11 protein-coding genes are annotated in these 12,357 nt (G+C 58.7%); 1 reads left to right on the top strand and 10 read right to left on the bottom strand.

The window, feature by feature from the left end:
• The 4 genes from SMC5_RS03100 to SMC5_RS03115 form a co-directional block, all read right to left on the bottom strand.
• Nucleotides 1–734: class II fructose-bisphosphate aldolase (locus tag SMC5_RS03100; RefSeq protein ID WP_133299154.1), on the bottom strand; the 734-nt coding region annotated here is incomplete at its 3' end.
• A gap of 18 nt (nt 735–752) precedes the next feature.
• On the bottom strand, nt 753–2,132 hold the full coding sequence (gene allB, locus SMC5_RS03105; protein ID WP_119119543.1) for an allantoinase AllB: 1,380 nt from the start codon (nt 2,130–2,132) through the stop codon (nt 753–755).
• A 12-nt stretch (nt 2,133–2,144) separates the two neighbouring features.
• Nucleotides 2,145–3,896 (bottom strand): adenine deaminase, encoded by a 1,752-nt coding sequence (gene ade, locus SMC5_RS03110; protein ID WP_119119544.1) that lies wholly within the window; start codon nt 3,894–3,896, stop codon nt 2,145–2,147.
• A 10-nt stretch (nt 3,897–3,906) separates the two neighbouring features.
• Nucleotides 3,907–5,241: an amidohydrolase family protein gene (locus SMC5_RS03115; RefSeq protein WP_119119545.1), complete on the bottom strand. Its 1,335-nt coding sequence runs from the start codon at nt 5,239–5,241 to the stop codon at nt 3,907–3,909.
• 337 nt (nt 5,242–5,578) lie between these two features.
• Here SMC5_RS03115 and SMC5_RS03120 point away from each other — a divergent pair, with 337 nt between their 5' ends.
• Nucleotides 5,579–6,637 carry a DUF362 domain-containing protein gene (locus SMC5_RS03120; protein ID WP_119119546.1) on the top strand — a complete coding sequence of 353 codons (1,059 nt, stop codon included), beginning with the start codon at nt 5,579–5,581 and terminating at the stop codon, nt 6,635–6,637.
• 13 nt (nt 6,638–6,650) lie between these two features.
• Here SMC5_RS03120 and SMC5_RS03125 read toward each other — a convergent pair whose 3' ends face one another.
• The 6 genes from SMC5_RS03125 to SMC5_RS03150 all read right to left on the bottom strand — a co-directional run.
• Nucleotides 6,651–8,393, bottom strand: coding sequence for a hypothetical protein (locus tag SMC5_RS03125; protein WP_119119547.1), 1,743 nt, complete (start codon nt 8,391–8,393; stop codon nt 6,651–6,653).
• Between the two features lie 129 nt (nt 8,394–8,522).
• On the bottom strand, nt 8,523–9,338 hold the full coding sequence (locus SMC5_RS03130; RefSeq protein ID WP_119119548.1) for an RnfABCDGE type electron transport complex subunit B: 816 nt from the start codon (nt 9,336–9,338) through the stop codon (nt 8,523–8,525).
• Nucleotides 9,339–9,345: 7 nt separating this feature from the next.
• Nucleotides 9,346–9,924 carry an electron transport complex protein RnfA gene (locus SMC5_RS03135; RefSeq protein WP_119088381.1) on the bottom strand — a complete coding sequence of 193 codons (579 nt, stop codon included), beginning with the start codon at nt 9,922–9,924 and terminating at the stop codon, nt 9,346–9,348.
• Between the two features lie 8 nt (nt 9,925–9,932).
• A complete protein-coding gene (gene rsxE, locus SMC5_RS03140) occupies nt 9,933–10,601 on the bottom strand; it encodes an electron transport complex subunit RsxE (protein WP_119119549.1) in 669 nt (222 codons plus the stop codon).
• Nucleotides 10,598–11,635, bottom strand: coding sequence for an FMN-binding protein (locus SMC5_RS03145; protein ID WP_119119550.1), 1,038 nt, complete (start codon nt 11,633–11,635; stop codon nt 10,598–10,600). Before SMC5_RS03145 ends, rsxE begins: the two co-directional genes overlap by 4 nt.
• Nucleotides 11,632–12,357 (bottom strand): RnfABCDGE type electron transport complex subunit D (locus SMC5_RS03150; RefSeq protein ID WP_119119551.1); only part of this gene is annotated, 726 nt, incomplete at its 5' end. The genes SMC5_RS03145 and SMC5_RS03150, both read right to left, overlap by 4 nt.

Raw genomic sequence — 12,357 nt, forward strand, 5'->3', positions numbered from 1 at the left:
GCCTTGACGGCGAGAGCGGCCTTTTTCTGCAGGAAGGTCGCAATATTGATCTTGCTGATGCCCAGCAGGATGACCTGCTTGACATCCTCATCCACTGCGCCGGAGGCGCCGTGCATGACAAGCGGCACAGTCGGCATGGCTTCGTGCAGCTTGCGGCAGAGTGCGATGTCGAGATGGGCTGCCTGGACGGCCATGGCGTGGACTGTTCCAATGGATACGGCCAGGGCGTCGACGTGCGTATCGCCAATAAAGCGAACTGCCTCGTCGACCGCGGTGTAGTGCATATCCTCGGCCTCGGTGCTTGCGCCGTCCTCAGACTTGCCGACCTTGCCGATCTCCGCTTCGACTGCCACGCCTACCTGGTGGGCGGCTTCGACGACCTGACGCGTGATGGCGACGTTCTCGGCATATGGCAGCGACGAACCGTCAAACATGACGGAGCTGAACCCGGCACGCAGTCCTTCGACGCAGCGCAGGAAGCTCTTGCCGTGATCGAGGTGCACGACGACGGGAATGGCATACTTGCCGGCGTAATGACGGGCGATCATGCACAGTTCTTCGAGCCCCGCAAAATCAGAGCTACCCTGCGAGATCTGGAGGATGACGGGCGCCTTCATCTCATACGAGGTTTCGACAACAGCCTTGGCATATTCCAGGTTGTGGATGTTGAACGCGCCGACCGCGTAGTGGTTCTTGAGTGCGTCCTGTGTGACTTCTTTCAACGTTACCAGCATTGTGCCACCTCCACGTGGTTAGACAGCCTTGATGAATTTTCCGTAGCCGGCTCCTGCAGGGAACTCCCCCGAACTGTCGTAGACCTGACTGCCACGCACATACGTCTGGCGGACTACGCCTCGCAGCTCCCGTCCCTCGAAGGGCGTGTACTTGTTCTTGGCGTAGAGGTCATTGGCGTGCACAGTCATCGGCGCATCCAGGTCGATGCAGGCGAAATCAGCATCGGAACCGACTGCAAGTATACCTTTGCGCGGGAATAAGCCAAGACGCTTTGCCGGGTTGGTACTCATGATTTCGCCAAAACGATACAGGTTCATGCCCCGGACCGTGCATGCTTCGTGGAGCATCAGCGGGACGCGGAGCTGAACGCCGGGCATGCCTGCATAGGCATTCCAGATGTTGTCCGTGACCTTTTCCCGTGGGTAGACGCCGGCCGCATGGTCGGTCGTCACATAGTCGATGGCCCCGTCCAGCAGGCCTGCCCAGAGTACCTCGTTGTCATAGCGGTCGCGCAATGGCGGCGTGCACTTGGCCAGGCTGCCCAGGCGCACAAAGTCCTCCCGGTTGAGCAACAGGTAGTGCGGGCAGGTTTCGGTCGTGGCGTCGATGCCCTGGCCTTTGGCTTGTCGGACAAGGTCGACACCTGCGGAGGTCGAAATGTGGACGATATGGACACGCGTATGCTCGCGCCGGGCGAGAGCAAGGACTGTGGAGACGGCGAGGGGTTCTGCATCGTAGGTACGGCCATCCTTGTATGCCAGAGGGTCCGTACGACCCTCCCGAATGATCTTCTCGGTATAGTATGTGGCGAGGAAGTAGTCCTCGGCGTGCACCGCCACCAGCATGTTGAAGTCGTGTGCAGCCTCGAAGAGCATCACCATCTGGCGCGTATCGAGACGCGGATAGGTCTGCATGCCTGAGATGGTATAGGCCTTGATGCCAACGACTCCCAGCTCCTTGAGTTCCGGCAGCAGCCGGCGGAAGGCGCCGCTGTCGATGAAGGTTGGGGTCGTTCCGCCCCAGAACGCGTAATCGACGTAGGCCTTGGACTCGACAGCTCTCATTTTCGTCTTGAAGTTGTCGGACGTGGTGACCGGCGGAAGCGATGTGCAGGGCATGTCGACGATGGTGGTGACACCGCCGGCGGCAGCCCCCATCGTGCCTGTGCCGAAGTCCTCACGTTCCGTGAAGCCGGGATCGTCGAAGTGGACATGTCCGTCGATCCCGCCCGGCATGACAAAGAGTCCATACAGGTCGGTGGCGGCGACTCCAGCCGGAGCAGGCTCACCGAGTGCAGGAGAGAACTTCTCGATGATACCGTCTGTGACCAGAATGTCGACTGACAGGAGCGTGCCGTCAGGTTGTGCTATCTGAGCGTTCTGGAAGAGCTGCTGCATGGCAAACCTCCCTTAGATGAACAGACTGACAACTTTGAATTTCTCGACGTCGATCAGGCCGAAATCCGTGATCTTGAGCTTTGGAATGACTGGAAGAGCCATGAATGCCAGCGTCATGAACGGATCGTCCAGTGGGCAGCCGGTTGCGTCGCGCATGACCTTTCCCAGATCATCCAGACGGGCCGCGACCTCGGGTACGGACAGGTCTGACATGAGACCGCCATACGGGAGAGGGAGAGAACCGACAACCTGTCCGTTGTTCGTCACCGCGAGACCGCCACCGATGAAGGCGACCTGCTGCACGGCCAGTAGCATGTCGCGGTCGGTAACGCCGCACACGATGATGTTGTGGGAATCGTGGGCAATCGATGACGCCACCGCTCCCTGTTTCATCTGGAAGCCGCTGATGAACGCCACGCCCACGCGCCCGGTGGCGTGATGGCGCTCGAAGACTGCCACCTTCAGGACGTCCTGGTCGGTGTCCGACACGACATAGCCGTGCGTGTCGACTCTTGCATTCACGCGTCGCTCGCCGGTCACAACCTGATGGGGTATCAGTTGCAGGACTCGGAGCTGCTTGCCCGGCTCGGCCTTGACACGCAGGTTCTGGTAGGTGGGAGTGGCAATGTTGATACTGTTCTTGATGCCGTAGCTCCTCGAGGGATGCCCATCGTCGGGGCCCGTGTAGACGCCGTCCTTCGCCACAAGTTCTCCCTTCGCGTAGGTGGATGACGGCTGGACGTGCCGCGGGTCCGGGAAGATGATGAAGTCTGCCCAGTAGCCGGGGGCAATGGCACCCTTGCGGGGGAGGTTGTAGTGGGTGGCCGGGTTGAGCGAAGCAAGGCGTACGGCGGTCGGGAGGTCGATGCCCGCATCAAGCAGCAGGTTGACCGCATAGTTGATATGTCCTTCCGACAGCAGGTCGGACGGGTGCCGGTCGTCTGTCGCCAGCATGATGCGGTGCATGTTCTCTTTGGTCAGCAGTGGAATCAGGGCTTTCACGTCCCGTGTCACCGAGCCCTCGCGCATCATGATCCACATACCGCGGGCCAGCTTTTCGCGGGCTTCATCCGCTGTCGTGCATTCGTGATCGGTAGAGATGCCAGCCCCGATGTATGCCTCCAAGTCTCGTCCAGTAATGAAGGGCGCGTGCCCGTCGATCAGCTGTCCGTCGAAGGCGGCCAGCTTGGCCAGGACTTCCGAATCCCTGAACAGGATGCCGGGGTAGTTCATGAACTCTGCAAGACCCAGGACTCGCGGGTTATGGCTCAGTGCTGACAGCTGGTCGGCGTCGAGTGTCTCGCCGTTCGTCTCGAGGTGCGTCGCTGGGACACAAGAGGGAAGCATGAAGTAGAAATCTAGCGGAGAATTGCGTGTGGCTTCGAGCATAAACCGAATGCCGCGTGCTCCAGCGACGTTGGCGATCTCATGCGGGTCTGCGATTACGGCGCCGGTGCCACATGTAAGCGCTACCTTGGCGAATTCGCTCGGGACAACCATAGTACTCTCAATATGCATGTGACTGTCGATGAAACTGGGCGCAGCATAGGCGCCTTTGCCGTCGACGACCGTCACGCCGTCATATCGCCCGATTCCCGCGATCTGGTTGCCCGACAGTGCAATGTCGATATTGTCCTCGATGTGGCCGTCGAAGACATTTACCAGGTGGATGTTCCTGACGACTACGTCTGCCGGTATGCGGCCGGCTGCGACGTCGATCAGCCGTGCGATGCGTTCCTGAACTGTCTGAGTCTTGCTGTTCATGCGTCTTGCCTCAGGCCTTTTCCAGGATGCGGACAAGCTCGGCGTTTGCCTGTTCGATAAGCGCTTCCTCGTCATAGCCGATGACTTGGCCATCACGGTAGACGATTTTTCCATTGATGATAGTGCACGCTATGTTGCTTGTGGATGCCTCGTAGACCAGTCGACAGTACGCGTTCGTGTGAGCTCCCGGCTGAGCGAAAACGTCCCGTCCAGGGTCCACGAGCACAATGTCGGCTCGCTTGCCCGGTTCCAGCGTTCCCAGTTCTTCGTCCATGCCGAGTGCTTTTGCGGCATCCACGGTCACCATGGAGAGGACCTGTTCGGGAGTCATTGTCTGTGGGCCATATTGCGGTCGAAAGGCCGTTGCCAGGACGGTGAGCTCACGTATGGCGTCCATTCTCCCTCCATACAGGGGACTGTCGAACCCGGGCAGAACCGGTGTTCCCTTCCGGACAAACTCGGGGAGGCGGGACAGGGGGCGGCCGAGTTTCAGGTCAGTCGACACGTTGATGACAACGCGCGCACCGGCTTTGCGGATGACGTTCTGTTCCAGTTCCGAGGCAAACGATGGGTTGACGAGGAACGTGTTCTCGCCCAGGACCCCCAGTGTCTCGAGAGAAGCCAGCTCCTGAAAGCCGCTTTCGCGGCGCATGCGCTCGATTTCGCCTTTGTCCGTTGTCAGGACGATCTTAAGGGGGTAGCCGCCTGCATCGGCGAAGGTTTTGGCCTGGGTCAGACACTCATCAGTACAGAACGGAGGGTTTGTGGTGCTCACCGCATATCGCAGCAGGCCGTCCTCGCCACTCGATGCAATGTCATGGGCAAGCGCCTGCATGTCGGACATCTGTTCGCGGAGTGACATGTGCAGCGCGTCAGGCCAATCCGGTGTCCGGTCAGCCAGCATGCGTCCAGCGATGAGCCTGAACCCGAGAGTACGGGCTGCCTGGAGGATCTGGTCCGTGTGGCGCATCGAGCCGCCCTCGAAGAGTGTGGTGACGCCGCTGCGAATCGATTGACAGATGCCGAGTTCAGCCGAGCAGCGAACCTGTTCGGGAGAAAGGCTTGCAATAAGTCTGAGAGCTGTTCTCTCGCGCTCGGTATCGTCCAGGATCTGGTCGGTCTGACCACGGAGCAGGCTGAAACCGAGGCGAGCATGTCCAAAGATCATGCCAGGCAGGACAAACATGCCTGAGGCGTCGATCGTGACGTCAGGGCGTTCACCGCGGCCGATGGCTGTGTCGATGCGCTTGATACGTCCATCAGCGACGAGCAGGTCAGCCTTACTGGGCTGACGGTCGCCACCCATGGTCAGCAGTGTTCCGTTCTTTATGAGCAGCTTGTTCATAATGGTTGTTGCCTATTGTACCCTGCGTGCAGCTCTTTGTCAAAACTGTCTTGCATCACCTAAGAATCATTATGAACGTGTGAGTCGTTGCATCATCAACAATCATAGTAAAATGAGCCTTTACGCATCACTCTGTCATTCCTGCGCAGGCGGGAATCCATTCCTTGGTCTTTGTCTATGAGATGTCGAGGGGCAAATCAAACTGACCTGGCACATGTACCACCAGGCGTGCAATTACCAGCTGACCCCATATCGGACCCCATATCGCGTGCAACTCTTTGTCAAAGCGCGGATGCCTTTGCGAAACCACGTATACTGTTGTGGACCAGGAGGTGCCATGAGTCAGACAGTCATGATAGAAGCATTGGGACAAGAGATCGATGCTCGCACTCAGGCGCTCGACAATGTGTTCAACTGGATGGAGCCACAGGGGATTGATGGCAAGCGAGTTCTCGTGTTGCTTGGCGACCTCCCGGTACGGCTGGACCTGGTGGAACGGACGGTGCGGACGCTGTCCGGGGCCGCCCGGGTCGATCTTGCCGCAAGGTCTCTGGCCGGCTACGATGAGGCATATCGCAGCGCTTTGACGAGTCTGCTGGGCGAACGTGGCGACCTGATCGAGATCATCTCCGGGGAGTACGAGTCCCTGAGGGTGCCCACGAGGTCCTATGCACGCCAATTGCACAAGATGGAGACCCCCGAACGTCGGTACATCAAGCAGGTGTTCGTGTCGCGGTGTCTCGCCGAGGCTGACCTGTTCGTTGTCGTGCGTGGTCTCGAACTCAACAGGTTCTCCGGCGTCCACGGCATCTTTGCCACGGTCCTCGACTGCGTTGCCACAAAGACACGGACGGAGGTCCTGAGTTATGCCGCATATGGACTGATGGGAGAGGCTCTCCTGGATGTCTGGTCGGCGATCACAGGAGCCTTTCTGTTCGGCGTCTTCGACGGCGAACATGCTTGCGAAGAAACGTACGGGAGAGCCGTCGAGACCGGTGTGATCCTGGCTGGTATCGATCCCGAGGAGTTGGACGGCTACGCACTCATCGCAAGTGGCGGCAGGGTCTCCTGGTCGCCGTTCAGTTCTTCCGCGTCGGCACGCATCGGCAGGGGGCGCCGTGGCAGGGCTGCGGACGTTGTCTCCAATATCGCGCTGGATGAACTGCGGGCACAAGTGCCCGACGGGTTCTGGCAGAGGCCCCCTGTCCGCGGCGTATTTGGCGTTCCACCTGTTTTCCGGTTCTCCAGTCGTCCAGAGAACTTCGACACACTTGTCTGCCCGATGGGCGCGATCGAGGAAGAACAAGACGGCATACCGCTCGTCAGACGCGCTTCGTGCGTCGCGTGTGGTTGGTGTCTCAAGGAGTACGCCGAGGTATCGACATACAGGAGGTAGGTCTTGACGGGACCTAGCTGAAGGAAATAAGATCCTCGCCGGATTCGGCCGATATGTCTGGCGCCTTGAGACTGGCGGTGTCGACGATACTGACGTCTTTGTAGTTCTTCGAGATGTTTTTGTACGTCGTGAGATAGTTCTCATACCCCATCTTCTTGGCCACCAGCAGAGCTTCGCCGACAAATCCCGGCGCCTCGAGACGCATTGCGAGATCCCGGGCAATCGACAGCTCAATGGGGGACAGAGCGACGACGGTGAGCTTGATCACGTGCCGCATCTCCTCTGGCACGTTCTGCAGGTCCTTGGCCGAGACGGTGAGTTTGGAGATACGATTGCGATACCCGCTGCGGAATAGCTGAGCCAGCGCGTCGGCATCGGTGACAACGCCGTTCTGCAACAGCGTGTCGAGTTCGACATTGCCCGAGAAGACGGACGGTTGTGGAACCGGTACGAATGGGGGGACAGGAACAGTGGTGCCAGCGGCAACCGTCGTCTGTTGGAAAGGCTCCTCATCATCCAGCAGCCGTGACAAAAGGTCTGCGCCGGGCAGTGTCGGCGGGTTGGTCTCTGGCAGTTGCGCTGCAGGGGATTCGGGGTCCGATTCAATGGATTGGACCGGAGCTTCTTGCCCGATGGGTGTCAGTTCGGGTTCAGGGAACGGTTCGAGGAGCGTTTCTGGGGGCGATTCCTGGGCCGAGGAACTCTCCTGCGGAGGCGTGAGGAGGGCTTCCGAAGGAATGTCGGCCGGGACTGCTGGAGTGGCCGTGACGGGCTCCGATAATTCGTTCTGAGTCGCGGGTGATCCCGCCTCGGGCGGGGTGAACTCCAGAGGTGGTGGCTCGGCTGATGCAATCATGGCGGCAGGCACAGCAGGCACTGTCGTGGGCACCGTATCTGCGCCGGCGAAAAAGCCAAGTGGCTCCAGGGAAATCTCCGGGACCGACAATGAATCGAGCCGGGCATGAGATGATTCCTCCGCCATTGTGGGATGGGATGCCGGTTCCTGTTCAGGCTGTGTTTCCTGTTTCTCGTGGGTTCGTGCCAGTGGATCCAGCGATGTCGCGGGCGACGGTTTTGGGCCTTGTTGCACAAGACCGAACTCTATGGCGTTTTCTCCCTGCCCCGCAGTCCTGGGTGTTACTCTCGGCAGGCGCTTGCGCATATTGTGTCGGGGACGCAGAGCGAGGATGAGGATGATAAGGGCAAGAACGACGATGATCCAGAACATCCACACAGCCACAAGCTCGGGCGTCACCGAGAGGCCGGACACCGTGCGTTCCAGAATTGGCACAACCAGCACAGACAGAGGCAGAAACAACCGGACGGCGAAATCTGTGATCGCCTGCGTTGCGGTCTGGAGAACCTTCAGTGCCTGACCCGAGACGAAGAAATCACGGATGCTCACAGACACAGAAGCAATAAACGCGCCAGTCGAGCGAGTTGTCTTTTGAATCCATGCGCCAGTCGAGCGAGTTGTCTTTTGAATCCATGCGCCAGTCGAGCGAGTTGCTTTCTGAATCCATGCCCACGCTGCCTGCCAAGGTCCCGCTGATGGTGATTCCACGGGAGTAACTGTCTGTGCCGAGACAGCAAGCGGATAGACCATATGCGCGAGATCGGCATTCTCGATGACGACGATGTTGTGTCCAGCTGAGCTGGACACAACTGCCTGAACATGCACCACGGGCACAAAACCCGCAATGAGGCAGCAGAATACCAGAAGTCCTGTCAGAACGCTTCTCGCTTGTTTTCTCATGCCATGGCACCATCCTTATAGCAAGAATGTTACAGGCCATTCATCGTTTTGCAACAATGCATGGCCTGTCCGTGTGCTGTCTCGCTCGGTTAACTTGCCCAGACTGGGACACTGAGCTGTTCTCTACAATCAGGACCCGACGATGTCCTTCTCGATGAGCTTGAAGACCTTTGTGGGACACTTGGCGACACAGATGCCGCATGAGGTGCACAGATGTTCATCCACCACAGGGAGTCCGCGTTCCATGTGGATGGCTCCTTCGGGGCAGGACTTGACACATATCTCGCACTTGATGCAGCCGATCTTACATGTCGCGATGACCTTTGATTTCACGGGATTCCGATTGGAACAGAGGGGAATGGCGCCCTTCTTGGCGCGCGAGACTCTGGTGAGAACGTTTTGAGGGCAGGCGTCGACGCACTTCCCACACCCGGTACACTTTGTGGTATCCACATGAGGAAGGCCGTCGTCTCCCAGATGGAGCGCGTCGAACGGACAGACTTTGGTGCAGTCGCCCAAGCCGATGCAGGACCACTGGCACAGCTTCGTGCCCCCCGTCGTTATTTTGGCAGCGCGGCAGGACTGGATACCCTCATAGTCGGCCTTGAGAGGGGCCTTGTCCTTGGATCCCTGGCACACGAGAACGGCGATCTGATCGACCGCATTGGACGTGAGACCGAGCAGTGCGGCGATCTGGTCGCCCGCTTTCTTGCCGCCCGTTGTGCAGCGGTCGGGTGTGGTCGTCTGATGAGCGACTGCAATCGCGTAGGCGTCACAGCCCGCGAAGCCGCAGGCGCCACAGTTCGCACCAGGGAGGATGGCACGGACCTTGTCGACTAGTGGATCACTGGGGACCGCAAACTTTTCGCGGAAGAAACCCAGGGCAACGCCGATAAGCAAACCGAGGATCGCAGCGATGATTGTTGTTTCGAGGATGATTTTCATCGCGACCTCACTTGATGAGCCCTGCAAAACCCATAAACGCCACTGCGATAATGCTTGTCGTGAGGAACAGAATAGGCGTGTCCATCATGAAGGAGGGAATCGGAGAGTTCTTGAGCCGTTGGCGCACACCCGCCAGGAGGAGCATCGCAAGCAGATACCCCAGCGAAACGGCGACCGAAAAGACAATGGACTGCACAAAGTTGTAGTTATACGTGATCTGGTCGAACGTGACGGCCAGGATAGCGCAGTTGGTCGTGATCAGAGGCAGATAGATGCCCATGGCGTGGTAGAGCGAGGGTACGCTCTTCTTGAGATAGAACTCTACCAGCTGGACCAGCGCGGCGATGACCACGATGAAGACCAGAATTTCAAGGAATTCCAGGCCATTCGGCTTGAGAATCCAGTAGTAGATGGGCCACGTGACGGCTGAAGCCAGCACGGTGACGAAGGTTACGGCCAGTCCCATGCCTACGGACTGCCCCACGTCGGATGTCATGCCGATATAGGAGCAGAGCGCGATGAAGCGCATGAGGATGATGTTGTTGATGAGGAACGCTGCGACGAAGATCTTGATCAGGTCAGTCATCTTTCCTCCTATGCCTTTTCGGCCGAACCGTTTTCGGGCAGCGTACAGCAGCTATCCTGGGTCGGTTCCGGCTTTTTGCCTGCCAGCAGTTTTCGGCGCAGGTTGTTGCTTGCAGCCATCCAGAGGGAGAAGACGAGGAAGCCACCAGGTGGCAGGATGAAGAAGATCATGGGTGAGAAGGATGACGGCATGATCTGGAATCCCAAGAGCGTACCATTTCCCAGCAACTCCCGGACAACCGACAGAGCGATCAGGACCCATGTGTATCCGAGTCCCATACCAAGGCCGTCGAATATGGAGTCCAGGACTGGTTGCTTGGAGGAGTAGGCTTCGACACGTCCCATGACGATGCAGTTCACCACGACGAGCGGGATGAAGACGCCCATCGACTTGGAAAGAACAGGGAAGTACGCCTGCATCTCGAGGTCCATGATGGTCGTGAATGCGGCAATGACGATCAGGAAGATAGGCATGCGGATGCTTTCCGGAATCAGGTTCCGGAACAGCGAAATGATGAGCTCGGACATGACCAGGACGAAGGTCAATGCGACGCCCATACCAATGCCGTTGGCGACCGTGGTCGTTACGGCCATCGAGGAGCAGAGACCAATCATGATGATAAACAGCGGATTCTCGACGATGAGGCCGTTGACGAAGACACCAAACAAACGTTTCATAGTCCACCTCCTGCCAGAGCCGTGACCAGCGCGTCCGCAGTCGCTTTCACGAGCGCTGTGGCTGCCGCGCTGCTGAGTGTTGCCCCTGAGACTGCATCGATGTTCGTGCCGATCTCGAGAGGGGTGCCTGCTTTCTTGCCCACGAATTGCTGGGCGAATTCCGGCGCGAGGATCGGGCTGCCCAGGCTGTCGGTGCATTCTAGTATTTGCACGCCGGTGATGGTTCCGTCGGTCGAAACGCCGACGAGAACAGTGACATCACCGTCATAACTCTTTGCCGTGGCTTTCGTGGATGCGCCGACGATCGTTCCGGCTTTTGTTCCCACCAAGGTTTCCAGGATGGAGACGCCAGGAACGCTGGACGTCGCGGTCCTGGAGGACGGTCGGACGGTGTCGGCCGATGGGAGGACAGCACTGGAACTCGGTGAGGAGGGGACCGGTGAGGAGCCTGCAGTGCCGAGGGCGCCGGAGGCGGCCTTGGCGACGGCCTGAACCAGGTTCGTAATGGATCGGCTCGTAATAGTTGCGCTGGTGATGGCGGTCACATCCTGCTTGACGACAAAGGCGTCGGTGAGTTTCTTGCCGGCGAACTGGCCCGGGAAGGTTGTCTTGGTCGCTTTGTCGACGTAATATTTGGGATTTGCAGCATTCGCGCCGAGACCGGGAGTGTCCTTGTTTTCGAGGACTTTCACGCCGGTAATGGTCCCGTCGGTTGAAACGCCGACGATCAAAGTCGTTGGGCCACCGTAGCTGGGGCCATGGACCTGGACGGCTACGCCGAGCGAGCCCGAAGGGCCGTCTGCTGTGTACGCTGCATCGAAGACGATCGTGGAGTTCGGGGACTTCACCTTGTCTGTCGGGGTAAATCCAGTAGCCGTGGGGAACACTTCGTGAAGGCCGGCCTGAAGGTCGGCCTGCTTACGCTGTGCAATGGTTTTGCTCGTGCTGTTGTAGACGAATGCAAGCCCGACACAGCCGACAATGGTGTACACTGCCAGGATAAGTCCCAGCTTGATCATCTGCCAGCGTTTCATGCGTTCACCTTCCTGGGCTTCACGAATCCAAATTTGCGGGGGAGGATCTTGTCCAGATAGGGAACAAGGACGTTCATGAGCAGGATGCCATAGGTGACACCCTCAGGGAAGTTGCCGAGCTGGCGGATGAGAACCGTCATGAGTCCCGCACCGATACCAAAAGCCCACTTGCCAATAGGTGTCACAGGGGTCGTGACATAATCTGTGGCCATGAAAAAGGCTCCCAGCAAGATGCCGCCGGCCAGCACTGAGAAGGTCGGGTCCTGTCCAAACAGCCAGGATGCGACGAATGTCGCGGCGATCATGGCAACTGGTGTTCGCACATCGATGACTCGCGTCGCGACCAGGAACGCTGCTCCCAGCAGGAGCAGTAACGCAGATGTCTCACCGATACTTCCTGAGTGGTTGCCAAGGAACATCTGAAGGTACAGAGCCGGCTTTCCACTGGCTCCGACACTCTTCATGACGTCGGTGAGGCTTCCACCCAGCTTGAGGATACCCAGAGGCGTCGCAGTCGTTGTTGCATCGACGACAGCCGCGTGCAGAGAGGGAGACCAGCGCGTCATGAACGCCGGCCAGCTCATCAGCAGAACGGCACGTCCCACAAGAGCAGGGTTCGCGAAGTTGCCGCCGAGACCGCCGAATAGCTCCTTGGCCATGATAATGGCGAACGCGGAACCGACCGCAGCCATCCACAACGGTGAGGACACCGGCAGGATGAG

The sequence above is a fragment of the Candidatus Cryosericum odellii genome (assembly GCF_003570935.1).
Classification (GTDB): domain Bacteria; phylum Caldisericota; class Caldisericia; order Cryosericales; family Cryosericaceae; genus Cryosericum; species Cryosericum odellii.